Origin of the sequence: Chitinophaga deserti (assembly GCF_003149455.1) — a bacterium.
GTDB classification, from domain to species: domain Bacteria; phylum Bacteroidota; class Bacteroidia; order Chitinophagales; family Chitinophagaceae; genus Chitinophaga; species Chitinophaga deserti.
Genome location: NZ_QFFK01000001.1, coordinates 786,401 through 812,586, shown reverse-complemented (window position 1 = coordinate 812,586; position 26,186 = coordinate 786,401). Strand labels below are relative to the sequence as shown.

The following is a 26,186-nucleotide window of genomic DNA, read 5'->3' as shown; positions in this document are numbered from 1 at the left end:
TTTTCTTCTGAAGGGTTAATTTTTGTTTAACAAGCCACGTTCCTTAAGTTCGAGTAAGGATTGCTGATAATCGGCCATTGTTGCAGGAATATCATTCTGTGCCAGGGCCCACTTAAGAAATTCGTGCAATCCTTCTTTGAAGGACCAGGAAGGAGTGTAACCGAGTACTTCCTTAAGTTTGCCGAGATCAGCATAGTTATGCCTGATGTCACCTTCCCGGAAATCGCCGGAAATGAAGATTTCGGAATTACTGGAAAGAAACGATTTGATTTCCTGGGCCACTTCCATAACGGAAGTAGGTACGCCACTGCCAACATTTACGATGTGCTGTCCGTTTGCACCCTTTGTTACGGCAGCAACTGTGGCATTAGCGACATCATCAATGAAAACAAAGTCCCTGCTTTCCAGTCCGTCTTCAAATATATTGATAGACTGATGTTGAAGCGCCAGGCGTGTAAATATTGAAAGAATGCCGGTATATGGATTTTTCAGGGATTGGCCAGGCCCGAATACATTCTGGTAACGCAAGGCATAACTACTGATATTTTTCAATCTGGTTGCCATAATTACCATTTGTTCCTGAACCTGCTTTGTTATGCCATAAAATGAAGAAGGAAGAATTTTCGAGTTTTCATCAGTTGGGGCGAGCTGAAGCTTGCATTCATCTGATTCGGGGCAATAAACATCAAATTGACGGGCAGCACTCGCATTGGTTCGCGCATGAGGGTATACAACTCCATGATTTGGACAGATATATTTCCCTTCGCCATATATCGACCTGGAAGATGCTACGACTACAGATTTTAACTGATGCTCTTCATTTACGATGAAATCACAAAGATGGGCTGTTCCCATGATATTAGCGGAAGTATATCGTGCAATGTGGTACATCGATTGGCCGGTACCTGTTTCTGCCGCCAGGTGAACTACTGCGTCCTGATTTCTGAGGCACTTATAAAGGAGCTCGCGGTCTTCCACACTACCTTTCACGAGTCTTACCGCGGAGCTGAGATCTTCAGGAAGCGATGTATTTTCTCCATGTATCTGAGGATGGAAATTGTCCAGAATGGTAATTTCGTGACCTGCTGCGATAAGTTTTCTGGAAACATTTGTCCCAATAAAACCTGCACCGCCGGTGATAAGAACTCTTAGCTTCATATTTTATTCGAAGTATTTGATAGATAATTAATTAATTAATGGGTTGCATAGGTTTCACCCATTTTTGGGTTTCCTGATCAAAATAATTGATTACACGTGCTGGACTACCCACTGCTACACTATAATCCGGAATGTCAGTGGTAACCACCGAATTAGCACCTATGACACAATTTTTGCCGACATTAGCCCCCACAATACATACATTTTCTCCTATCCATGATCCTTGTCCTATTCTTACAGGCCCCTTAAGTATGATGGGTTGCCGTATTATGGGAGTGGTTATGTCGCGATATTCGTGCAAATTGTCTGAAATATATACATTGTTGGCAATCAGTACTGAATCTTCAATAACAACAGATTTAATTGCCGAAATATGGCAAAAATCCCCGATTGCACAATTCGTCGATATATCCAGCACGGGATGAGATTCCAACACATGCCATGCACCTATCCAGCCCTGGCGCTGTATAATAGTCCCCCCACCGATTGAGATAAATTGTTTCCCAGTAACACGGACGCTTCTTCTCACGAGGGCTTTAATATCCAGATAACGGAATCGCCTGGCGTTTAAAACATAGTAAAACAATTTATATAATCTCATCATATCAATGCGTATGTTTTACGGCCGACGGACTTGGTCCGGCATTATTAATTTTCGCCAGCAGCTGTGAAGGATTGACAAAATCGTCTGCATGTGCGGCGAGCCAATTATCATCCATTTCCCACCAGCGGGAATTCAGAAGTGCCTCGGCTATGTGTTCCTCAAACCTGTCTTTCAATTTGCGCGCGGGCAGGCCGCCTACAATGGTGTAAGGTGCCACGTCTTTCGTTACAATTGCGCCTGCAGCAATTACTGCGCCTGTTCCGATCGTAACACCATCCATTATCATTGCATGTTGACCAATCCAAACATCGTGTCCGATTCGCACCCGTAGGGAGGTTTCGACTTTGTCGTGCCCGGCGAAAGTCCGAACGAGTGGTGTGTTTTTTAGATAAAACGCAGGATGCGTTGTAACGCCATCTACCGGATGCATACCAGGACCAATTACTACCCCGGCTGCTATGGAACAAAAATTACCTATATCCGCATTCAACACTACTGACTCCTTCTGAATATATGTATGTGCACCTACAGAACAATTACTTACAACCGAATTTTTAAAAATGACCACATGCCTGCCAAAACTGGATCCTGGTGCCTGAACACCACTATAAAACCGGCTATCGGGAAATGCTGTTCGAATTGCTGCCAGATGCCGGCTGCGCGACAAGTACGTCCGCAGATCTTCTATCCAGGTATAAAACAATTTAACAATACTCATTTTTCCAGTTTGCCTAATTTCATGTTTTTAATCCGGTTAGATAATGTCCCGGCCATTTGATTAACAAATTGTCGGAAAATATTAGATGTAATATAGTAACAAGCTGTTGCGAGCAAGATTACGAATACTATGATAGTGATATATGTAATAAAACTTAACTTAGTGTGGCTCAAAGGTAAATATTTTCGCAGAAAGAGACATATGGCAGCCAGCAGGCCCACCGGCGGTACAGCAGGTAACAAAATCTTAATTATGAAATCCTTCCAGCTGGTTTGAAGAAAGCGTCGGATGGAAATGCAGTAAATTGTTGCACTCACAGCAAATGCTAGTAGTTTAAACCAGGCAAATGCAGCAAGACCCAGAAATTGAAATGTTAGAAATATCCCTGTCCAGTAAACCAGGGGTTGAATGCCACTGGTAATATACATCGTTTTTACTCTTTCCCTGGCCATCAAAAGGATCCCTCCCGGATAGGTAATGAAACTAAATACATAACAAAGTAGCAGTACCTGCATGATTTCAACGGAAGCTGAATATGTTTCTCCAACCCAGGTATAAACGAAATTCCGGGATGTAATAGAAATTGCAATGACTGGGAACATCGTAACCGGAATAAACAGTGCCAGAATTTTTACCAGAATTTCCTGGAGGCCTTTATTATCCTGCAATCCGATGAAATGATTGAAGCGGGCTATGAACGGCGTAAAAAGAATGCCGAAAAGTGATCGGAAATACGTCAGTACTGTGAGGCCAATAGCATAAACTGCCACTAGATCGGCTCCCATTATTCGGCCTATCACAAAGGGATCCAGCTCATAATATAAGATCCAGCAAAATGTCAGGAATAATGAGGAGAATGCCAGTTTACTCGTTTTTTTATAAAGATCACGCGAAAACCGAAATGAACGGAAAAGACCTTTTATATCGTAATCAAGTTCTTTCTTCGCTTTATATAGTCCAATTACAGCCGCCAGTAATGTGCAAAACTGGCTAAACAGGAAGTAACCAATTATGCTGTAATGACCGTTACCAAAAAAGTAAAAGGCAGAAGTAACCTTTAGCACATTGAAAATGATGAGAATACGCTGAAACTTATAGTCCTGTAATCGTATTCCAAAAATAATCTGAACTATTCGCTGCAATACAAGTGCGGGAGCGAAAATTGCTAAAATCAGGAGAAGGCGCTGCGCAATTATTATTTCCTCACCGGCTTTGAGATTGGGGATAAGCATGGTTGGGGTGAAAGAGAAGTACAACATAACTGCAGAGTAAACTGCCACAAATGTCATAAACACCATTCCAGCAAATCCGAGCGTTTTTACTTCTGATTCCCTGTCGCCCTTCGCATAACTCTCCGCAGAGTATTTCATTCCTGCACTGAGAAAACCAAGATCGGCATATGAAAGAAATAAAAACGCAGCTATCGCGATTGAATAAATACCATATAACGCCTGATTGGATGAAATGAATGGCGTTACGACAAAAACTGATGCTAAGTTGAAAATAAGTGAAACAACTTGCCAGAAATATATTTTTAAATATCTACCCATGCACGATTTTTAAACCTATCCTACAACCGGACCACCGGTTGCTTTCCCTCTAAGATGTCGTAAATCATCCGAAGATTATTGTTTGTATTATTTCCCGATAGCTCGCCAATGTATTTTTCCTGCGTGGATTTCTCCAGGAACCTGTCAAAAATAGAGCTGCCTGTATAAAAAGCGCGCATTTTTTCCGTTAGTTCTTCCAGGGTAAATGCGCTCACCAATTCGCTCTTGCCGTCAAATGGAGGATGAATCTCGTGAGTGTTGTTACTGTAATAAATTGTTGGAATGCCGATGCTTGCCGCTTCAAATATGGTCTGAGACCAGATAGATAGGTACAAGTCTGCACGCTGAATCACATCAAAAAAGCTTGCATCCTGTTCGATATCAACTTTAATATCGCTGAAATACTCATGAATAAGTTGCTGGTATAGGTGCACGTACCCATTTGCTCTAACTTTCAATACAACCTTTGCATTTCTACCTTCCGAAACCATCGCCCTGATAGCAGTGAGGACATCGTATAAGTAAGTGAATTCATGGGCAAGGAAAGAATTTAGGTCGATAGGACTATATCCGGCAGAGCCAATGATAATCGTGGGATTTTCTCGGTTGATGGATTTTTTCGGACTCCGGGCATATTTATCCATACGTGGATCTCCCAGGGGAAAGGCGGCAGGAGAATTGTTGAAATAATGCTGCCTGATCGAATCACTGTAACAATTGACGAAATCGCTGTCTTTGGCGTCCAGTAAATATGAAACATTTAGCAGGCCATTGATGATCATGAAGACAGGGATTTTATGTTTTTTACAATAATACATAAGTAGCCTGTTTTCGATCCAGAGATTGGTAATTGGTACCATCAGGTCGAGTCTGGCATGCCGGAAGTGATTTTCGATACTGTCTGCTTTATTGAGCGCCTCTTCCAGATGATGTTGTATGATAGTTTCTATCCGGCTATATATCAGGTCACTGATCTTATGCCCGTCGAATTCCCAAACACGATTACGGGTTTTCCGGAATTCATCCATCATGGATTCTGCCAATTTCCGGTTTTTTGAATATACAGTGTAATGAACTCTTCTTTCGCCTGTTAATTTCTTTAAGCCACTGTAATTCGCTAGGATTAACTGGATGTCATTATTTAATCTTAGCTTGTCCAGAATCCCGAAGGTAGGATGGTATGCCTGAATATAGATATAGTGCTTTTTGGCGGGCATAACCCGGTCTCTTGCAGAAAAGAAGTAGTCAAAACCATTTGCAATGGCATTCTTTAGTTTATAAGATAAAGAAGTACGCTGCGTTTTCTCCTGGATCCATTTAATTATGGGGAAGAAGTATACAGCCTGGGAGCCTTTCGTAGTATTTTCTTTCTTATACCTGATTTTAGCAAAATCAAGACAGGATAGTATAGTCGGGTTTTCGGTTGCAATTATGCAATTTTTATATTGCAGGGAAGGAATTGCAAGGATGTTGATTAAAAAATGGCAGGTATAAGTGACTTCATTGATAACAAAGAGCAGCAGGGAATCTCCGAGGCTATATCCATTATAATGTAATAGATCTTTTCCGTCTTTGTCAAGGAACCAGGCATTTAGGAAATTATGCATTTCAAAATTGAGAGGATCCAGAATGCGATTATTGACCAGGTGGTCTATGAATTCAGTGGTATATCCTTCAGCTTCCAGCTGATTTTTCAGCCCAAAATCGGTACACAGTACAAGGTCTTTAGCGGGGTCAGCAGCAGCGGAAACCGAAGACCAGGCATTTCTGTCATCGACAATATAAATATTGTTATATATTAGTTTGGGCAGTCGGATGTATTCAGGAGATATCATTTACCTGCGATTGGTGTATGCGAATATTTAATAATTTCTTTTAATACTTTAGCTGGTGTTCCCCCGGCAACAACGCGGGCTGGAACCGACTTAGTGACTACTGCGCCGGCAGCGATTACACTGTTTTCGCCGATTTCCACCCCGGGAAGCAAAATCACATTAGCGCCTATCCAGGCGCCTTTTCTGATTCGGACCGGTTTTGCGGCGCTATGTCCCTGGTCAATGATAGGGATATCAGGATCGCCGAAAGCGTGATTACCTACATATATATGAACTCCGCTGCCGATGAGCACATCGTCTTCGACGATGATATTGAGGCCTCCGTCAGGGGAGGCTGCATGCAGGTGAGACGCAGGCCGGATTACTACTCGTTCCCCAAGTGAAATCTGTGAACAACCTACAATATAGCTACCTGGCCTGACCTCAGCGGTAGTTGCAAAATGATAGAATTTCTGCTTGCAGATTTTTCGCATAGCTGTTGGGAAATAGAGCTTCCAATGCGTTAATGGAATGTCGGGACCAAGCCGGTCGGCGGCCTTCCAAAATTTTCTTCTGCGTAAAAATTCCTTTAACATAAAGAATGTTTTTAAGTAGAATCAAATACAAGTCCATCCTCCGTCGATGATCAGGTTCTGGCCGGTAATGTAGCGAGCATCATCGGACAGCAGGAATACCGCTCCTGGTGCAATGTCATCTGGCTGTGCCATCCTTCTCAAAGGGACCTTGCGTTCGTAATTGGCAACGAAAGATTCGGGTTGATTATCAAAAACCCCACCCGGAGATAAGCAGTTTACCCGGATGTTATATGGACCATAATAAGATGCCAGGTAGCGTGTAAAGTTCACCAACGCTCCTTTGATGGCAGAGTAAGCGGCCGGCATGGTCATTGGGGTATTTTCATAAACTGAAAAGTCGGGGCCGACTACACCATATATTGATGACATATTTATTATGCTGCCGTTGCCAGCAGATTTCATATGGTGAAGTACTTTTTGCGACATCATAAAATAGCTGTTAAGCTGGAGGTCTATATTTTTTTGCCAGGATGCAAAAGGGATCTCTTCAAATTTAACTCCCCAATCTTTGGTGCGGGGATAAGCGTTATTAATCAGCCCGTCGATTCGCCCATACGTTTTAATTATTTCATCAACCAATGCGCTTACAGCATCCGGACTGGTGATGTCACAGGACATTTCCACGACGTCCCCTATACCGCTTGGAGAAAGGTCCGCATTAATAATCTGTGCCCCTTCAGGCACTAAATGTCTGATGATCGATTTACCAAGCAGGCCGCTTCCTCCAGTTACTAATATAATCTTATCCGTTAGCTTTCCCATGATGAAGCGTGATTTGAAGTATTTGTAAAGATTCGTCAAGAGTATTCATAGGCGGATTACGCCCTTCGAGCATGCCAATGAAATAAGACAGTTGCTCCGTATATGTATGGATGATTCTGAATTCATCGTTACTGTAGATCACATTTCCGGTGTTGTCTGTAAGCCGGTTATTGAGCAGATCAACGGTAAAGGTACCCGATTCCATAACGATTTCGATCGTTCTTTTCGGGTCCCGACGATAGTAATTGAGCGTCATTTGGGCCACGAAACCGGGGTAAATGAGCTGGTAATTGGCATAGTCGGGTGCGCTGATTTGAAGGCTGGATTTGTTGCCAAGTAAGCTTTTAACCTCATCCGGAATACCGAAAAGCCAGCAGGTATAATCGAATTCGTGGAATAAATCAAGGTGGACCCCGCCACCCAGTTCTGGCCGTGAACTGTAAACAGTACGAAAATCCTGGCCTGGTCTCCATTCCGGAAGATATGACCCGCAATATACATTTACTTCATTGATGCGATATTCACTGGTGAGGAGCCAGTTTTTCAAAAAGCGGATTACTGGCAGAAAGCGCATATTACACGCAACGTAATTCATCAGCCCGGAATGTCTGTAACGGGCAGTAATATCGCTAAGGCCCTCGAGGGAGTTGGATAGCGGTTTTTCCACCATAACCGGGATTCCACGATCGGCGAGCTGTTGAAGTGTTTGTACATGCTGGTTGGTCGGATTGGAAATTATGGCAAAATCAGGTTTTTTCTCCCATTCATCCCATCCTGTGAGCTTCCCCAATTTCTCGGCCTCATCCTGGTTTCGACCGGATCTGAGAATCAAAATGCTGCTTTCCGGCCGAAGTGATTTCAGTGCGGCAATATGTTTTTTTGCGATCGAGCCGAGACCAATGATGAGTACCGTCATGTTAATTCAAATCCAAGTTTGTGATTAACGAAAAGGAACTCCATGAAATCAAAATCCACAGGATGATCCAGGTCGAAGCAAACATGTGGCATTTCATAAATCAGAGAGAGGTCCGTTACCGGTGAAGTGTATGACTGCTCAAAAAAATCGCGGCGGTAAAAGTAAAATGATGCGTTCATTTCATATACAGCAGGTGCACTTTGACGCGAGAGAGTGGGCGAGTTCAGTTTTTTGACGATACTATAGTAACCTTCTGGATTTCGTTCCACCATATTGAAGTATGGGTTTCGTCCAGCTTTATTTACCGAGAAAATATTAACTGCCCCGGCATCCTGTCGGATTAATTCGAAGGCACTGGTAAGGTCCTCAATTGTCCGAAGCGGGGAAGTTACATCCAGGTCGAGAATGTAATCGAATTTGCTGCCTTTACGTGATTCTTCAAACAAAAGGATATCGCGAATAGTATCGATTTTTCCCACAGTATCCCCGGATAATGCTTCTGGGCGGATGTATTCAGTTTCAAGTCCAAAGGAAGCTGCTACTGAGCGTATGTCAGGAGCGTCTGTAGATAAACCTACAGTACCATTATTTAGTGATGCAAATCGCTGTGCGATTTCAATAGAATAAGAGATTAGAGGCTTTCCTCCAAGCGGGCGGATGTTTTTCCCAGGGATTCCTTTGGATCCTCCCCGGGCGCAAATCGTAATTAAAACGGACATATCAGTCTATCAAATTAAAGAGTGATGTGTAAAATATCTTCCTGTGCTTTACGATAATCTTCGTGTTTGCCTATGTCCAGCCAGTATCCAAGGATAGGATAATGAGCTACTTTAAGATTCTCGCTGATCAACTTGTCCATAAAATCAGTAGCATTGAATGGCTGCCCTTTCGCCAGCCCGTTCAGAAGCGACTTATGGAACAGATAAATGCCTCCATTGGAGTAATAGTTGTACGTTGGCTTTTCCACGAAAGAAGTGACAGCGCCCTGCTCAATTTCCAATACGGCATATGGCACCTTCACTGTGTATGGGACGCTTGCGACAAGCAATTGTGCTCCGGATTCTAAAAAGGACTTATAAAAATCAGCAAAATCAATGTTGGTCAGGATATCGGAATTCATCAGCAGGATATGCTCCTGTTGAAAATCATCATACAATCCAAGGGCCCCGAAAGTTCCCAGAGGTTCGGTTTCCTCGATATATTGTATAATGATATCTTTTTCGGTTCCGTCGCCAAAATATTCCTTGATTTGTTCGCCTAAATAATTGATGGAAATAACAATTTTGGAGATCCCAAAATTGGCAAGACGATCTACATTATGTTCAATAATTGGACGGTCTCCTACTTTTAGCAGAGGCTTGGGGCATTTCTCCGTTAATGGCAGAAGCCTCTGGCCTTTCCCTCCGGCCATAATCACAGCTTCTACGGGAAGAATATTAGATTTGATACGAAGATTGAGTATATCAACTATAACATCTTCTTCGTTGAGAATAGGAATGATCTTGAGATTACGTTTTTTGTAAGACTCAATCTCACCCACGGTATATTTATCCTGGCGAATGAACACCGGCGATTTTTGAACAAAATCTATGATAGGTGTTTCGAATGACAGCCCCTTCAGGAAACCGCGTCGCACGTCTCCGTCTGTCAAGGATCCCAGTAGTTTGCCTGATTTGTCCGTCACGAAAAGGATGGCATCTATTCCCAGTACGTTTAGTTTCTCCAGGGCGCCGCGCACCAGTTCGTGTTCAAGTATCAGGTGGTTGGTAAACTTTTTCATCCTTTATCTATAAATTTTATCAATTGAAAGGCTTCCGCATAATGAACGCCCACACTGGCTCCCCTGAAATGAGCAAGTGCCCGGATATTGTCCAGGCTTCTTGGAAATGGATGATCACCGATCTCTGATTCATACACTTTCATTAATTCCAGTTTTTTGTCAATGTAGGAGGAGATATCTACAAAGTAGTTTGGAATAAAAACCTTCTCAAAAAGTGCAGGGGCGAACTCGGTTTCGGAAATACACTCATACATTAACACTTTTTTTATAAAAGGATATCTGAATGATTTTGTACAAGCCATTACAGCGTCGAAAATCACACGGTGATCCGAGTGAGCATCTGACCGATTCAGGCAATAAATTGTATCCGGCTCCACATTCGAAAAAATGGCAGATATTTCCGGGATAAGCGTTTGCAGACTGCCTGAAGTTAATGACATTGTAGGATAATCCAGCTTATAAGTAGACTTGATACCCAATTCTTTAGCAACAATTTCAATTTCCGCGTTTCGACTGGCTATTCTTTCCCGGGAAAAGCCATGTTCCTCATGAAGTCCGGTTACAATTAGCCAATAAACTTCATCTCCCTGTGCGACATGCTTCATCATGGTGCCACCGACACCAAGTACTTCATCATCAGGGTGCGCAGCTATAACAATAACTTTACTCATAGATAATCTCCTATTTTAGGCATGTCCGCTGTTCCAAACGAATGCCGGATCAACCATACGGAGCTATTTGCCGTTTTAACTTGAATTTTTTCACCATCCAGGCCAATGACCTTACCTGGTTCAATATTGTTTTGATCCACCTGCTCCTCTGACGCTTTCCACACTTTTACCTCTCCATTTGGCGTATCGATATGTGCTCCAACATATGGGGTTGTCAATGCCCTTACAAGATTGCAGATTGTAGAGCTATGCAATCTAAAATCTATCTTCCCGTCAGCAATACCTCTCTTTCTCCAGCTGTTGCCTGTATTAGTTGGTTGCTGAATACGTTTGTATGTATTGTTCGCCAGTGATATAGTGAATTCAGCAATTTGTCTAAGGGCAATTTCTGTCATTTTCTCATACAGTGTGCCAGCTGTATCTTCAGAACTGATAGAAATTGGTTCCTGGGACAATATGTCACCGGTATCAGCACCTTCATCCATAAAAAAGAAGGTTGAAGCCGTCTGCTGCAGCCCAAGTACGAGTGCCCAGATTAGTGGATGTCTGCCTTTGTTATAAGGTAAAGCTGCAGGATGGAACCCGATTACTCCAAGTGGAGCAATTCTCAGAATGTCTTCCTTTAACAAACTGGACCACCCAAAGCAATAAATTACATCCGGCTTCAATTCACGAATAAATTGCACATTATTAGGATGGTTAATATCCCGGACATGTTTATAAGGAATACCATGTTGTTCACACAATGGAGTCAGATCGCGATAATCTGCATTAAAATCTGATGCCGCGCGTGTGCATACCCCCACAACTTCAGCACCTCCATTTATCAGATGTTGCAGAGTATTAAAAGAAAATTCGACAGTTCCGATGAAAACTATTCTCATTGTATGTTGAATTGCAAGTCGTAAAATTTTTTCTTTATCAGATCTTCTATTTTCACATTGCGCAGGACTTCTACAATTCTGTCTGACGAGTTGCCGGTTCCATACGGGTTATGAATGTCTGGTAATTTTTTACGGAAGTTTTCTGAATATGCCATCTCCAATGCCAGTTTAATAGAAGAATAGTCAGGACCGCAAGAGATAACACTTTCTGCCGTTGGGCGCCCCCGTTGTCGGTCCCCGATATTGATCGTAGGAATTTTAAACGAAGGTACTTCCACAAGCCCGCTGGAAGAATTGCCTACCACTGCGTCTACATGCTGAAGAGAAGAAAGGTATCGTAGCTGCCCCAGTGAGGTAAAGGCTATGGCTTTATGTTTATTCGCCAGTACGAATTCGTCAATCAACTGGTTGATGATTCGGCCGTCGGTGTCTGCATTGGCTTTTGTGAAAATAAGATTTGTGTCTTCCCGTTCATCAAGTGCCTGTAGGAGCGATTTGAATTGAATTTCCGCAGAAGATTTTTCAAAAGTCACTGGATGGAAGGTTATCAGCAGATTCTTTTTCCCCAGTTGAAAATCAATACTTTCTTCAAAAGCCTTTTTATTCAGAAGAGATAACTTATTGATGTTTTCAATTCCAAGTCCGCCAACATTATATACGTGCTCTGGTTGCTCTCCCAGCTGTATGACCCGATTACGGAATATATCAGTAGCTGTAAAGTGTATATGTGACATTTTGGTGATGCTATGGCGGATAGGTTCGTCGATCAAACCCTCTGTAGCTTCGCCTCCATGACAGTGTGCTATTGGGATTCGGTGGATCATTGCTGCGCTTGCGGCCGAAAAGATCTCGAAGCGGTCACCCAGAACGAGCACTATGTCGGGCTGGAGCTCTGCTAAAGCATCAGCATATCCAATCATTCCAAGTCCCATGCTTTTAGCTATACCTGCTGGGGTGTCTGCAGAAACCAGCATCTCCACTTTCTTATTAATACGGAATCCGTCCTGTTCGATTTGACGGTAGGTCATGCCGAATTCCGGTGATAGATGCATACCAGTAGCCAGCACCTGGAGTTCAATTTCAGGTGCTTTTTCCAACGCTTTCATGGTCCAGTAAAGAAGCCCATATTCGGCACGTGTGCCGGTAATGACGCAGATTTTCCTTACGCTCATAACTGAATGATTTCGTCTGCTTCAAAATCCATTACTGCAGTTTTACCTACGACTTCGTCCCACTTCATGGGGCTGATACCCGTTCCGGGACGTTTAACGGTAAGATTATTTGCATCAAATTTTTCCCCTTTTTTAATATTGCGGGCGGCTACAATACTCTTGCGGGCTGCCGCCATATTCTTAATTTCTGATGGCGAGGGTTTTTTGTCTGCCTGGCCGAGTGCGGCTTCAATATTCCTGATGCAGGAACTCATATAAGCCAGTTCAACAGGTTCCAGTGAAGCTTTATGGTCGGGGCCTGGTAAATTTCTGTCGAGAGTGAAATGTTTTTCGATAACTGTGGCTCCTAATGCAACTGCTGCAATGGGGATTTCAGTACCGAGGGTATGATCAGAGTATCCTGTCGCAACACCGAAACGTTCGCGGATTTGTAACATAGCTAACAGATTTACATCCTTCATAGGGGTCGGATATTCTGTATTGCAATGCAGGATAGTTAAGTTTTCTTTTTTTGCACCTGCTTCAATCAGGGCACTTACTGCTTCCCCGATTTCATCAAGCGTAGCCATTCCGGTAGAAAGTATCAGCTGAGGAAAGGCGCGCGCCATAGCACGGAGGTAAGGGAGATTTGTGATCTCGCCGGAGGGAATCTTGCCTAAAGTGATACCGAGCGAAACTAACAGTTCGATGCTGTCAAGATCGAATGGGGTTGACAGAAACTCAATATTTTTCGATTTGCAGTAAGCAATTAATTCGTGATGAGCAGATTCATCCAGCTCCAGTTTCCGGAGCATTTCCAATTGCGAATTACTTTCACCAGCCTCTGCTTTGATTTGGTATTCTGCTTTGGAAGCTTGTTTCGTAACAAGTTTACTTGCCTTAAATGTCTGAAATTTTACGTATTCCACTTTTGCTGCCGCCGCCGCATCGATCAGCTGTTTCGCTTTTTCCAGATCTCCGTTGTGGTTGACACCTGCTTCTGCGATGATGATGGTTTTTCTCATAGTTTATTTTATTCTGATAAACGGAGCGGGGGCATATACACCCTTCTCCTGGACGTTTTTATAAATAACCGTACCGGCGCCGATAACGGTGTTATCCGGAATCGTTACACCTTGTACAATCACGGCACCGCTACCAATGAAAACACCATTTCCAATCCTGCAACCTCCGTTTATGATGGCACCGGTTGAAATGTGTACGTGATCTCCAATCTGTGCATCATGCTCAATATTGGCATTTGTATTTATTATGCAATTAACACCGGTTTTTGCATCCGCATTGATCTTGGCTCCGTGAAGAACGATTGTCCCCTGTCCAATTTCTGCAAACCTGGACATTTGTGCAAAGTTTGAAATTACAGTGGCGATCCGTGCATTTACATTACACAACTGATTATAACATTTAATACGGACTGCGGGGTCGTTAATCTGACCAACAGCAATCAAGAACCAGTAGTCCTCCTTCGCCAGTGTGGCAATATCGCTATCACTACCAATCACGGGATATCCCAGAATAGCGGTACCTATTCTGGATGATTGATCAAGTATGCCATGCAATTCCCATTCATCGCTATTTTCTATCGTTGCAATGCAGGATTTGGCATGTCCACCACCACCAACCAGTATTAACTTACGTTTCATTGAGGCAATGTTCTATTTAAAAATACTTAAACTCTTACACTGCTGGGAATATTCACTACTCTTTCTTCCAGCCAGGCTGCATTTGTGAGATCGCCAGTCTGGCATTGGGCATACATGGGAAGCCTGTTCATGAGCTGCCAAATAGGCCGGCACATAATACCTTTCTCATTCATATGTCGGAGAAACTCATTTTTAGCATTTGCGTTAGGTAAAATGAGTGTGTTTAGCCAGAAATTGGCTACACTGTTACTCGGTTCATCTACGAACAGAATGTCTGAATCGCGGAAGAAGGAAGAATACATGGCAGCAAGCTGACGTTTATTTTCCAGAAATGATGGCAATTGCTCTAATTGGGCTACTGCCAGAGCTGCATTCAAATTGGGCATCCTATAGTTGTAACCTACAAAATCATGCATGTACTCCCAGGCATGCGGGACTTTCGCGGTTGTAGAAATATGCTTCGCTTTTTTACCAAGCACTTCGTCATTCGTTACTATGGCACCGCCACCGCCACAGGTAACAGTTTTATTACCATTAAAGCTGAAAGTTCCAAGCAGTCCGATAGTACCTGTATGCCGGCCATCCACGGTGCTGCCAAGTGATTCCGCTGCATCTTCCACCAACGGAATATTATATTTTGTGCAGATATCTGCTATTTCATTGATCCGGAGGGGGAATCCGAAAGTATGCATGGGGAGGCAGGCTGCAATCCGTTTACCAGTAGTTTTATTATAACTGTGACCATCACCCCGGATTTCCGCATTAGCATCAAGGAAATTTTGCAATGCAATAGGAGACATGCCCATAGTATCCCGGTCTACATCAACAAACACGGGCTTTCCACCGGCATGTGTTATTGCATTGGCAGTAGCCACAAATGTAAGTGGCTGAGTAATCACTTCATCACCATGTTCTACTCCGGCCAGAACCAGTGCCAGGTGAAGGGCGGCGGTTCCATTTACAATGGCAACTGCATAGCGGGCGCCGGTGAACGCAGCCATTATTTCTTCAAACTTATTGACAAAGGGGCCAGTAGATGATACAAACGTAGTGTCAATTGTCTCCATCAGGTATCGCTTTTCATTGCCTAAAAAGCGGGGTTCATGCAAGGGAATAAATCCTTCCTGGTTATTAAAGGCGCTTCTGATGAATGATTCTACTTTTTGAAGTTCCATTGCTATTGGTGCGGTTTTTCGGATTTTTAGATTGGGTTCTGTTAAAAAAACAAATTGCTTTCGGGGTACAAAAGCAAATATTTACTAAATGCAGGGCTTGAATGTTGTTACATTATCCCATGATTTCCCTGTATAACCGGCGAATGATTATCCAGGCCAGCATAAGCAGGCCTGCAATAAACCCACCGGCGATAATTCCTTTAAGACGACCAAACTTTTCCTTTTTCAATGGTAAAATTGGTGAATCCACGATTTGCATGATAGGACGTTCCTGAGCCATTGACATCTTACTTAACTCCAGATTCTTTACAACTTCAGCATACATAGTCTGCAGTACAAGCTTGTCTCTGGCGTACATTTCTGTACTGACATTCGTAATACTCCGGGCCGGATTCATGTTCATATCCTGCGCAGTCGCAACGGAAAAAGTTTTCTTATTGAGTAAAGTGAGTAAACTGTCAGCTTTCATCTGCAGGTTATCGACGATCGACTTACTTTTTTGCGTTTTTGTTTCGATATAAAAGTTTGTCGCTTCTTTTACCAGTCGTTCGGTGAAAGTTTTGGAAAACAATTCATCTTTTGTAGTGCATTTCACGGAAATAAAGCTCAGTTTCTTATCCGGCTTGGACACCTCAAGATGTGCCTTGGAAATGGAATTATACAGAATCTGCAGGATACTATCCTGTTGTAGCGAAAATTTTGACCTGGGTACACCGGGAATAAAATGGAGGTCTTTCAGAGCAGGTTTCCCTTGCCAGCCATCCCTTAGCTCATTGAATTCAATGTAATAATCAGCCAGTGTAACAGTTTTTCCATTAATGTTTATAGAAGAAAGCAGTGTTTTTTCCACCATCAGTCTGGATTGCAGAAACCGAAGAATATTATCTCCGGAAAACACCCCGCTGCTGCTATTAGAGCCGAGGTCAATACCGAATTGACTGGCCAGGCCAGCATAACTGCTTAATGTAGAACCTTTTGTGTCTTCAAGTACAAAAGTCAGCTCCGCCGGATAGTTTGGCTTTTGCAGGCTGGCCAGGAGAAAACCAATTCCGCCACCGAGGATACCAGCGAGAATAAGTATGAATTTCCGTTTCCAAAAATATTGCAGCCAGTCCTGAGACTTCAGGATTACATCTTTTAACGATATTTCATCGTTTTGTTTAGTCATTTTGTTTTCAGGATCCATGAAAAATTACTTTTACTGCAATAGTCGACTATTTGATTTTGTCCAGAATCGTTACGAGAACAAGGGCGATTGAGGCAATACCGGCTGTGAGGCCAATAGCTTCGCCTGTGTTTATTCCCCGTTTATCTTTTCTGGAAGGCACATAGATTTCTGAACCGGGGCGAACTTTCGGATATGTGTTGAAAAAGAACGCTTTTTTGGTGCTTTTTACTTCACCATTAGGATAAATTACATAGCTTCTCCTTTTTAAAGCGCTGGCAGTGTAGCCACCAGCATTTCGGATATATTCCCGGAAGCCCATGTTTTTCACATAACGGACTTTTTTCGGGAAGTAAATCTCTCCAAAAATCTGGACTGTCTGTAGTTTTTTAGGCACTTTGATTACATCTCCCTCTTCCAGGAAGAGGTCGTATTTGGAACCTGGATTTTTTATAATTGCCTGAAGATCTATATTCAGGAGTTGTTCTTTCCTCAGTATGGCATTTTCAAGCTGGCTGAGAGAACTGGTGTCCCCTTGTTTGCTGCTAAAAACGCTAAGCTTGTAACTTAGCAGCGCACTGTCAGAAGAATTAGTGAAAGTTTTTCTTAACAATACTGCTCCTTCCGGATAAGATTCAGGTTTTAAACCGCCTGCACGGCTCAAAAGATCCGAAATTCGTTGACTCCGGCTGTTAAGTACATATCCGCCCGGATAAACCACTTCACCATCAATCGTCACACTGGCCTGTTCGATGTAAGTTGGTGATTTCCGGATAATGATTTCATCAAAAGGCTGAAGCATGAATTCAGAAGCTTCCGGACTGGATCTAAGGTCATTGCGGATCTCGAATTGTTGTACGATAGCTTTCTGAGAATCGGCTGGCATATAATCACGACCGCGTATACGCCGGGAGATCTCAACGCGTTTCAGTGAAGCCGCTTCACGTAATCCCCCAGCGATCAGTACGAGATCTTCCAGCTTCATGCTGTCCATAAAATCGTAATAACCGGCATTATTTACCAGTCCATCGATTTTAACCTTGAATTTCTCCTGTAACTGTAATTTTGAAAATATTACAACACTATCTTCTCTTTGCAGGAAAATTTTCTGCTTATCCTGTATAACATCTTCTACGTTGAAATTAATTATGGAAGGTGTATAATCTTCTTTCATTCTGCGGATAATACCACGGGATGTAGACGCGATTTCCATCAAGCCGTCTGCTTTCTTAATCAGGTCGAGGATTGTCATGCTTTTTTCAAGAGCGTAATCGCCCGGGTGGAATACTGCACCGGTGATACTAACACGATTGGAAAAGCGATCCAGTATAGCATCTACAAAGAAGCGGTCACCTGGATGTAATGCAAATCCTCCGATCTCAGATTTAGAAACAGTAATAATCTCTCTTTCTTTACTGGCTATTCTGGATGCGCGAATTACATCACGGTAGGCCAGTTCGGTATATCCACCGGCATAACCCAGGACGGTTTCCAGTGTTTCCCCTTCTTTAACTTCAAATATTGCAGGACGTTTTACCTGGCCTTCCAGCGTTACTCTGGTTTTGTAAGGGTTTATTTTAATAATATCCTGATCCTGCAAAATGATATTATTAGTAAGATCGCCTTTGGTAATGAAATCGTAAAGATCAAAAGTTGCGGTTATGTTACCGTTCCGGATAACCTGTATTGCACGGAATGAACCATTGCTATTGGGACCGCCGGAAACATATAATGCATTGGCAATAGAGGCAAGAGAAGGTAATGTGTAAGTCCCGGGCCTTGCAACTTCACCAATAAGCAGGACTTGTATACTGCGAATGGAACCTAATGTTACCTGTACAAAAGTATTTCCAGATCTGATACCGCTATATATCGTACCCAATTGCTTGGTTATTCTGGTTTTAGCCTCTTCCATAGTTAGTCCGTTTACGTATACCGGACCGATGTTTGGTATACGGACATAGCCTTCAGGACTTACTTTTAGTGAGTGCTGTACTTCGGAATAGCCATAAACATCAATCATCACTTCATCTCCGGCGGCAAGTCTGTAGTTAGTTGGAGTTGGCATTCTGAGGTTAGGCTCGAAAGTCAGGTTTTTGTTTGTAAACAAGTCAGAACCAAAGATGATGGTTTTTGAGCCTACCGCTTCCACTTTTCCGCCTTCGTCATTCGTCATTTTTACCATATCTATCCCACGGCTTGTTTCTTCCGATTCTGTTTGTGGGGCAGAAGAAAACTCCTTATCGAGATTGAGGTTCCGGATTCGGGATCTCAGTTTCGACACTTCAGATTGCGGGATGCCCTTTTGCTGTGCAAATGCATTCAACTGATGGAGACCTATATTGTTTTTCTTCATTTCTACTACCACCTGGCGAACCTGTTCATCCGTCAGATCGTCGACTTTCATCTGCTGAATTTGCGCAGGATCAATCACTTGTCCAAATGAGGAGCAGAGTCCGGTGAGGAGCAGGAAATGAATTATAAGAATTTTCTTCATGTAATTTTCAGATAAAAACTTCTCGAAATTTTGCGAATCCTTTGCAAACTCCTTGCCAATAGGGGGTTTACAGAAATTGATCGGCAAATTTATTAAAAATAACATATAAATGTTACGGGATTGATAAACAATGCTCTTGCTTGCCAGCGCTTCCCGGGCGAAATTACAATTCCCCCGGTTTATCTTCACCGCTAATTCTGGCAATGGGAATAGAGGCTGCTATAACCGAGCATCAACCAGGCTCCTGTCAAGTACTGATTTAGTATCAAATACTACCGTATCGCTGCCGTTTCGCAGGGCAGAGTAGTCAAGTTCAAGAAAGTTAAAGTGGGCCACGGCGAGGATTATCGCGTCGTATTGCCCGGTTGGGGCTGACTTTAGCTGAATATCAAATTCCTGGAAGACATCATTGTGGCTGGCATGCGGATCAAACACATCGACCTCCATCCCGAATTGCAGCAGCTCCCTGTAAATGTCTCCCACCCGTGAGTTCCTGATATCCGGACAGTTCTCTTTAAACGTAACTCCTAATATAAGCGCCCTGGCCCCATTCACCTTCATCCCTTTCCGGATCATCAGTTTCACCACCTTATTGGCCACGAACATCCCCATATTGTCGTTTACCCGTCTCCCGGAAAGGATCACCTGCGGGTGATACCCCAGTAACTGGGCTTTATGCGCCAGGTAATACGGGTCTACCCCAATGCAGTGCCCGCCAACGAGGCCAGGCCTGAATTTGAGGAAGTTCCACTTAGTGCCGGCAGCTTCCAGCACATCATGCGTGTCGATCCCGATCCGGTCAAAGATCAGGGCCAGCTCATTGACGAAGCTGATGTTTACATCCCGCTGGGCATTTTCAATAGCTTTGGCGGCTTCTGCCACCTTGATGCTGGGGGCGGGATGGGTACCTGCAGTAATAATGGTACGATAAAGGGCATCTATGGCAGCCGCAGCTTCCGGGGTGGAACCGGAAGTAACTTTGATAATACGGGTGAGAGTATTGATTTTGTCGCCCGGGTTGATCCTTTCCGGGGAATACCCGCAAAAGAAATCAATATTAAAGCGCAGGCCGGAGTGCTCTTCCAGGATGGGGACGCATACTTCTTCCGTGCAGCCGGGGTAAACGGTGGATTCATAAATCACGTAATCGCCCTTTTTGAGCACTTTGCCCAACATGGCGGATGCAGCGCTGAGGGGGCCGAGGTCGGGTGATTTATACGCATCTATGGGGGTGGGTACTGTTACAATATATACATTACAGCCTGCAAGATCTGCCGGGTTACCGGAAAACCGAAGACCCCGCAAGTTGGCGGATTCCGTGGCATCAGAAAGGGCAGTACGGAGGTCGGGTAAACTGGCTTCGCGGGTATGATCCTCAGCACGGGAAAGCTCTGCGATCCTGTCCGGGTCGATGTCGAAACCAAGCACGGGATAGTGCCTGGCGAATTCGATCGCCAGCGGAAGGCCAACATAACCCAGGCCGATAATAGCTATATGGTAGTTCGGATCCATTCGCGGATTCATTTTATTCGCAGGCAAGATAAGTCATTGGTAATTAGTAATAACAGTATCCGCATTTATAACCACTGTCTTTCGGCTCCGCAAATTTAAATCAGGCGGGGCGGAGTTGTTTTTGGGGCAATACGGTCAATAAAGGAAAATGGTTCAATTATTGGAAAATATTTTTGCAAAACTACAAACCTTCTGCCAATCTTCTGCGTATATACTACAGTCGAAGCGTGGACTTTTTGTGTTATATTCCTATATTTTTATATTCATTCTTAATATTACCCTCCTCCTTTTAAACAGTTATTTACCCCGTTAGCCAATATAATCGTGTGAAGAAATACGTCCCATATTTTGCATAATGCTGATTATGAAATTGTTAATGCCTGCTTTTCTGTGCCGATAACGAAAAAAAATCCAGGAAATTGTTTGGAGTAACGTGTTATTTTGTTTAAATTAGTCTAACAAAAATTAAACAATATGTCATCCGCTGAATTTAACACCCTATTGCTCAGCAACGCTGACTTCCTAAAGCCCTTCGCCATAACGTTGACCAAGGACGCCGAATCCGCCAAAGATCTTTATCAGGAAACCATGTTCAGGGCGCTTTCAAACCAGGAGAAATACCTGGCAGGCACCAACATACGCGCGTGGCTCTACACCATCATGCGTAACATTTTTATTAACAATTACAGAAGGAAATCTAAACAACACGTTTGCTTCGATAACTCGACAAACGATTTTTTACTCAACACCCAGCAGGTTATCATCGGCAACCAGGCGGAAAGCGGCCTGAGGATCAAGGACATCCAATCATCCGTTCACCACCTGCCCGTCATTTTCAAGAAACCCTTCATTTTGTACCTCGACGGATTTAAGTATTTCGAGATTGCTGAAATTCTGGAAGAACCCTTAGGAACCATCAAAAGCCGTATCCATTTCGCCCGTAAAATGTTGAAAGCCCAGGTAGCCCGCTATTAATCATTACTTATCGTCTGATTTCTACTTTCCATCTGCAAAAACATATATCCGACTGAGCCCCGGATATCACCCATCTGAACCAAATCCCTACATTACCTCTGATTGCACCTGCCCGAAATACGGTATCAGGATTGCCATGCCCTGTCTGTACACTGCCAGGCCTGCTTTCCAGATAACCCGCCCTTCCGGTACCTGCTTTCGCATGCCTGATCGTACTTCCGCTGCCGGTAGGCCGCAGCCGGATCATATTTTGCATGCTTTCATGGGAGAATGATGTCAAAATGCCGGGAACTTGCCCTATTTTTATAGCCAAATCATCTCCGATAAGCATGACATTGCCCCCCGTCATCCTCGTCAATGAAAAAGACGAACCAGTTGGCACCATGGAAAAACTGGAAGCTCACCAAAAGGGTCTCCTCCATCGCGCATTCTCCGTATTCGTAATAAACGATGAAGGACAGATGCTGCTGCAACAGCGCGCTGCCGGTAAATATCATTCCGGCGGACTATGGACCAATACCTGCTGCAGTCACCAGCTGCCGGGAGAAGATACCTCAGTGGCCGCACACCGCCGCCTGGCTGAGGAAATGGGCTTCGATTGCCCGCTGGAAGAAGTTTTTAGCTTTACCTACCGCGCAGAACTCGATAACGGACTCACCGAAAATGAGTTTGATCACGTATTACTGGGCAGATACAATGGCCCGGTACACCCCGATGCCGGTGAAGTACAGGCCTACCGTTATCTATCCCTCAACGATATACGTTCCCAACTCGCCACCGCCCCACAGCAGTATACCCACTGGTTCCATATCGCCTTCCCGCAGATCGCAGCTTTTATTGAGGGGAAGCCGGCAGACTGATGCCGCGGCGGAACATGGTGCAGCATTCCCTGATGTAACTGATAAAATCATAATCACTGGCATTGAGCACAAATTCATATGTCGGGCGGTACCTGTTCATGAACATGATCAGGCTGTCGGCCGAAAGCCCCGTTTGCCGGACCACCAGCTCCGCATTGTAACGCTCATTTACGAATTGTGCCCGCTCATGCTCTATGAGCCTTCGGCGGAATGTGCTTTTGGAACGATTGGAGGAAAAGGATAGCGCTTTGTACAATTTATGGATATTCACCCCTATACCCACAGGGGAGATCATAACCACTTCTCTGAAATGTGGCCGCCTGAAGTCGAACCCCGCCCTGAAATTCTCCCTGTCTGCCAACGAGTCCAGTTGCCGCTTCCGCTGTTTTACTTCCACACCCGCCAGCTGTTCTATTCTGGGCCGTAGGTAAATGCGCTGGGGAAGACTTGCCGCAGTGGAGGTCCAGAGCAGGTGCCCCATGGCCTGAATGATCAGGGTATCGCCCTGTTCTGCGGAAATAGTGAAGCGGCCCAGGGCATCTGTGAGTGTAGCCATTTTGTTGCGGATGTTGGCAACGGTGGTGCCGGAAAGTGGTAAGGAATCGAGGCCGTATACGGTGCCCTGTACCTGCTGTGCCCGGGAGGCGGCCGGTGCCAGGAGCCAAATGCAAACAATGAACAGGAACAGGGTACGCATCATACCCTGAAGATATCTCAGCCGTTTCTAACGAAAAGTTAAAAGATATAAGACTATTTTTCCCGGTCTGCCTTGAGCGACCGTATCATTTCTCCATACCCCATATGCCGCTCCAGAGCATTGAGCGATGCGGCTATACGGCGTGCCTTCGTTTCTTCGGTTTTAGCATCATCTATCCATTTGGAGAAATAGCGCCGGTGACTGGGTGCCAGTGATTCGAAGAATTCCTGTGCACCGGGCAGATCTGCGAGGCATTCTATAAAATCCCCGTTCATTTCGAATGGCTTGAGGTCTACTTCCAGTTGCAGCTGTACGGAAGCCCCCTGCTTTTTCCCGATCCCTTTACGCATAACGGCGTTTACGGGCAGTATAAAAGCTCCTTCGCCGGCGGGAAGTAAAGATGTTTGCGAAATAGGATGCTGGTCCAGCAGGCCTTTTACCCGGAACGACTGCTTCATTCCCGGCCTGATCTTTTCCGCAACTGCCGCAGGTATTTCAAGGTAGGTCCAGCCGGTTTTGTCGCCTGCATCGGCAAATTTCTTCAGGATGGCGGTGAATCGGGTCATGTGCCAAATTTCGACAATTCTGTTCAGTATCCATAACGCTGCCTGCGGTAATCACCTGCAGTATCGCGCTGATATTGATAATTGATCCGGCCACCTTTTACTTTCCGGTCGAACCTGCGGTATTCCACAATGCTGGAATCTTTTTTTGTAAAGGTGATTTGGCCGGTAAGGTCTACGCTGATGGTATGTTCATTATTGATCTTCGGGGCATACACGGGGGAATGCGCGAAATCGATGACCATGGAATCGAGGTATTGATATGAGATGTACAGGTAATGGAAGCCGGCTTCCCGCATGCTTTGCATACCGGTCCGGGTATAATCACTATGAAATTCGAAGGAGGTTAGATCGAAAGGGAAATGCCCTTTTTCTTTGGTGTACCGCTTAATGGCGCTGGAGAAGGCATAAGTGGGATAGACCCTGTTCTTTTTCTTCTTTTTCCCAATGGGCAGGCCTTCGAGTGGTTTGGAGGAATCGAAGGTATGGGGCCCGCTGCTGCAGGAAGTAATGAAGCAGATCATTGTCAGGTATAGTATGGCTTTGATCATATTGAGGGATTAATGTTGCAATATTAACCGATCAACTGTTAATCAAAATCCAAAATCATTATTGCATTTGTGTGAGATGGCAGGGATCGTGTCCGAAGTGTCGGATAATGGCGCTGCGAAGTTCCGATGGGGTTTCGAATCCGCAGCGGATGGCGGTTATGAGCATAGATTTTCTATTGCGGTGCAGCAGGTGAAAGGCATGGTACATCACCAGCATCTGGTGGTAATCTTTGGGTGAAATGCCGAATTCCTGCAGGAAGCCATTCTGGAATTTATGCCGGCTGATGTGGTATTGCTCGGTTAGTTCCAGCGTATCGGAAAGCAGCCCCACATCCTGGCGTGCTTTAGTAAATATATCATGGAGGGCTGATTTGTCGCTCCGGCTAAGACGTACATACCTTTTACTGCCGGCCATTCTGCTTTGCGTGGCAGCGGCAAGCATCAGATCGAGACAAACGCGGCGGAGAAAGCATTGGGCGGTATCCCCGATATAGCTGCAATGGATGACCTGGGTCAGTAACAGATTCACCAGCTCATTTGGACGGAGAGGAACTGCCGGCTGGGAGCCATGGAGCCAGCAGGCAGCTTTACCCGCAAGGGTGGTCAGCTGGGGCCAGGAGGCGGAAAGCCTGATGAGATCTTCCGGCCGCAACTCTGCCCTGAAAGTACAGTGGTATACATCCGCTGGCAGCTCGCTGATAGTTTCTGCTCCATGTATATCCTGCCTGGTGCCGCAGGAGAATGAGGCATTTTTCTCCACGGCTTCTGCTGGCTTAATAGATTGCTGCACCTCAATGGAACAACATGGCTCCGGGAGACTGGCCGGGAGCAGCATCATGGGTTCGTGGGTGATAATATCGTGGATGCGGATGGTAAATGGCGGGGCGTGGATGATCTGACTGATACGGTCGTGCGCTTCATCACGGAAGAAATGCTTTGAAGCACAGGGAATCTGCAGCGGCCAGTATTCCTGAGGAATCTGGCGTAAGTCCAGTGCGGCGTCCGTAGAAAGGACGGGAAGCCTCCTGGCTCCGTTGGGAGGTGCCTCAGGAACTGGTGCGGCCTGGCGGTGCGGACTGGTTTCCAGCAGAAAGTAGCGGTAAATGTTCCGCATGTTAAGCCGGAAGTGGGGTGCACCGTAATGGCGGGCCTCCAGGAGGTACATCATACTATAGCGTTCGTGGCGGAAGAAGAGGTCTTTCAGCCGAAGGAACTCCGCTACAGAATGCCTTGGTGCTGGATCTGTGTCGCGCACAGATTCATACATCCGTATAAAGGAAGGGTCTTCGTTTAGCGTAACGTAGCCCGGATGAAATGAAGGAGGCAGGGGATGAAAAAGAAGGTCGTGCAGCAGGAGTGATACCAGGTGACGGACAGGCTTCCGCCTGCGTCTGGTTTGCCGTGGACCGGCAGGGCGTATCCAGCTCCAGAATTTCATGCATTGCAGGGTATGGAGGTAAGCGGCGTGGTAATGGGCGCGGTATTGTATTACCATAGCTTCCAGCCATCGTTGCTCTTGTGGGGGGAGTGCATTGGGCGGTATGTATGCCTGAAGGCTTTTGGTGCCAAGGCCAAGGGAAGTGAGGAGGTCGCTGCCGTCGGCAGTTATACGAAGCAGGCCTGCGGTTTCCTTCAACAGCCGGATCTTTTCCAGGTGCGCCAACCCGCTTAATGCCAGGTCGAAAGGTTGATTACTCCCTGCCAGCGCTTCTTCCCGCGTACACATACCACTACGTTCCAGCCATAAGAGCATATGGAGGTTCTCCTTGGAAAGGATACCGGCATACCTACCGGCCAGCGGGCTACCCGGGGTTCTCATCATAGTCGTTTGGCGATGAAGGGGAATCTGGTCGCATATTAATCGCAGGGATGTGGCAGGTGAATAATTTCGGTTGATTATAAATATAGATGCACCCGGCACCT

General features: G+C 44.8%; 25 protein-coding genes. 2 read left to right on the top strand and 23 right to left on the bottom strand.

Annotation, left to right across the window (positions count from 1 at the left end; translation table 11 throughout):
• Nucleotides 1–15: 15 nt before the first annotated feature.
• From DEV76_RS03210 to DEV76_RS03120, 19 genes are all read right to left on the bottom strand, one after another.
• Complete coding sequence (locus DEV76_RS03210; protein ID WP_109694999.1) at nt 16–1,158, bottom strand: NAD-dependent epimerase/dehydratase family protein; 1,143 nt, start codon at nt 1,156–1,158, stop codon at nt 16–18.
• Nucleotides 1,159–1,189: 31 nt separating this feature from the next.
• Nucleotides 1,190–1,762: an acyltransferase gene (locus tag DEV76_RS03205; protein WP_109694997.1), complete on the bottom strand. Its 573-nt coding sequence runs from the start codon at nt 1,760–1,762 to the stop codon at nt 1,190–1,192.
• Between the two features lies 1 nt (nt 1,763).
• On the bottom strand, nt 1,764–2,480 hold the full coding sequence (locus DEV76_RS26335) for a CatB-related O-acetyltransferase (protein ID WP_109694995.1): 717 nt from the start codon (nt 2,478–2,480) through the stop codon (nt 1,764–1,766).
• A complete protein-coding gene (locus DEV76_RS03195) occupies nt 2,477–4,030 on the bottom strand; it encodes an MATE family efflux transporter (protein ID WP_109694993.1) in 1,554 nt (517 codons plus the stop codon). The genes DEV76_RS26335 and DEV76_RS03195 overlap by 4 nt, the downstream gene beginning before the upstream one ends.
• Before the next feature lie 20 nt (nt 4,031–4,050).
• A complete protein-coding gene (locus tag DEV76_RS03190; RefSeq protein WP_109694991.1) occupies nt 4,051–5,865 on the bottom strand; it encodes a hypothetical protein in 1,815 nt (604 codons plus the stop codon).
• Nucleotides 5,862–6,440 (bottom strand): acyltransferase, encoded by a 579-nt coding sequence (locus tag DEV76_RS03185; RefSeq protein WP_109694989.1) that lies wholly within the window; start codon nt 6,438–6,440, stop codon nt 5,862–5,864. The genes DEV76_RS03190 and DEV76_RS03185 overlap by 4 nt, the downstream gene beginning before the upstream one ends.
• A 21-nt stretch (nt 6,441–6,461) precedes the next feature.
• Nucleotides 6,462–7,202, bottom strand: a complete 741-nt coding sequence (locus DEV76_RS03180; protein WP_109694987.1) for an oxidoreductase — start codon at nt 7,200–7,202, stop codon at nt 6,462–6,464.
• A complete protein-coding gene (locus DEV76_RS03175) occupies nt 7,183–8,118 on the bottom strand; it encodes a Gfo/Idh/MocA family protein (RefSeq protein ID WP_109694985.1) in 936 nt (311 codons plus the stop codon). Before DEV76_RS03175 ends, DEV76_RS03180 begins: the two co-directional genes overlap by 20 nt.
• Nucleotides 8,115–8,837 (bottom strand): acylneuraminate cytidylyltransferase family protein, encoded by a 723-nt coding sequence (locus DEV76_RS03170; protein WP_109694983.1) that lies wholly within the window; start codon nt 8,835–8,837, stop codon nt 8,115–8,117. Before DEV76_RS03170 ends, DEV76_RS03175 begins: the two co-directional genes overlap by 4 nt.
• A 14-nt stretch (nt 8,838–8,851) precedes the next feature.
• On the bottom strand, nt 8,852–9,898 hold the full coding sequence (locus tag DEV76_RS03165; protein ID WP_109694981.1) for a nucleotidyltransferase family protein: 1,047 nt from the start codon (nt 9,896–9,898) through the stop codon (nt 8,852–8,854).
• Entirely contained in the window at nt 9,895–10,569 is a 675-nt protein-coding gene (locus tag DEV76_RS03160) for a PIG-L deacetylase family protein (RefSeq protein ID WP_109694978.1), read from the bottom strand. Before DEV76_RS03160 ends, DEV76_RS03165 begins: the two co-directional genes overlap by 4 nt.
• Nucleotides 10,566–11,453: a formyltransferase family protein gene (locus DEV76_RS03155; protein ID WP_109694976.1), complete on the bottom strand. Its 888-nt coding sequence runs from the start codon at nt 11,451–11,453 to the stop codon at nt 10,566–10,568. The genes DEV76_RS03160 and DEV76_RS03155 overlap by 4 nt, the downstream gene beginning before the upstream one ends.
• Nucleotides 11,450–12,625, bottom strand: coding sequence for a UDP-N-acetylglucosamine 2-epimerase (gene neuC, locus DEV76_RS03150; protein ID WP_109694975.1), 1,176 nt, complete (start codon nt 12,623–12,625; stop codon nt 11,450–11,452). Before neuC ends, DEV76_RS03155 begins: the two co-directional genes overlap by 4 nt.
• A complete protein-coding gene (gene neuB, locus DEV76_RS03145; RefSeq protein WP_109694973.1) occupies nt 12,622–13,629 on the bottom strand; it encodes an N-acetylneuraminate synthase in 1,008 nt (335 codons plus the stop codon). The genes neuC and neuB overlap by 4 nt, the downstream gene beginning before the upstream one ends.
• Nucleotides 13,630–13,632: 3 nt before the next feature.
• Complete coding sequence (locus tag DEV76_RS03140; RefSeq protein ID WP_109694971.1) at nt 13,633–14,268, bottom strand: acetyltransferase; 636 nt, start codon at nt 14,266–14,268, stop codon at nt 13,633–13,635.
• Nucleotides 14,269–14,294: 26 nt separating this feature from the next.
• Nucleotides 14,295–15,443 carry a LegC family aminotransferase gene (locus DEV76_RS03135; RefSeq protein ID WP_109694969.1) on the bottom strand — a complete coding sequence of 383 codons (1,149 nt, stop codon included), beginning with the start codon at nt 15,441–15,443 and terminating at the stop codon, nt 14,295–14,297.
• 112 nt (nt 15,444–15,555) lie between these two features.
• Entirely contained in the window at nt 15,556–16,629 is a 1,074-nt protein-coding gene (locus DEV76_RS03130) for a lipopolysaccharide biosynthesis protein (protein WP_109694967.1), read from the bottom strand.
• A 28-nt stretch (nt 16,630–16,657) separates the two neighbouring features.
• Complete coding sequence (locus DEV76_RS03125; protein WP_157962692.1) at nt 16,658–19,309, bottom strand: SLBB domain-containing protein; 2,652 nt, start codon at nt 19,307–19,309, stop codon at nt 16,658–16,660.
• Nucleotides 19,310–19,324: 15 nt separating this feature from the next.
• Complete coding sequence (locus DEV76_RS03120) at nt 19,325–20,617, bottom strand: nucleotide sugar dehydrogenase (RefSeq protein ID WP_109694962.1); 1,293 nt, start codon at nt 20,615–20,617, stop codon at nt 19,325–19,327.
• A 474-nt stretch (nt 20,618–21,091) separates the two neighbouring features.
• On the opposite strand from DEV76_RS03120, the gene DEV76_RS03115 reads away from it, so the two are divergent.
• Together DEV76_RS03115 and idi are read left to right on the top strand one after the other, a co-directional pair.
• Entirely contained in the window at nt 21,092–21,592 is a 501-nt protein-coding gene (locus DEV76_RS03115) for an RNA polymerase sigma factor (protein WP_109694960.1), read from the top strand.
• A gap of 329 nt (nt 21,593–21,921) precedes the next feature.
• Nucleotides 21,922–22,452 (top strand): isopentenyl-diphosphate Delta-isomerase, encoded by a 531-nt coding sequence (gene idi, locus DEV76_RS03105; protein WP_109694957.1) that lies wholly within the window; start codon nt 21,922–21,924, stop codon nt 22,450–22,452.
• Here the strand turns inward: idi and DEV76_RS03100 are convergent.
• From DEV76_RS03100 to DEV76_RS03085, 4 genes are read right to left on the bottom strand one after another with little or no spacing between them, the layout of a single operon-like run.
• On the bottom strand, nt 22,427–23,152 hold the full coding sequence (locus tag DEV76_RS03100) for a hypothetical protein (RefSeq protein WP_109694955.1): 726 nt from the start codon (nt 23,150–23,152) through the stop codon (nt 22,427–22,429). The genes idi and DEV76_RS03100 overlap by 26 nt on opposite strands.
• A 50-nt stretch (nt 23,153–23,202) precedes the next feature.
• Complete coding sequence (locus tag DEV76_RS03095; protein ID WP_109694954.1) at nt 23,203–23,715, bottom strand: YdeI/OmpD-associated family protein; 513 nt, start codon at nt 23,713–23,715, stop codon at nt 23,203–23,205.
• A 23-nt stretch (nt 23,716–23,738) separates the two neighbouring features.
• Entirely contained in the window at nt 23,739–24,263 is a 525-nt protein-coding gene (locus tag DEV76_RS03090; RefSeq protein ID WP_109694952.1) for a hypothetical protein, read from the bottom strand.
• A gap of 58 nt (nt 24,264–24,321) precedes the next feature.
• Entirely contained in the window at nt 24,322–26,085 is a 1,764-nt protein-coding gene (locus tag DEV76_RS03085) for an AraC family transcriptional regulator (RefSeq protein WP_109694950.1), read from the bottom strand.
• Nucleotides 26,086–26,186 lie beyond the last annotated feature (101 nt).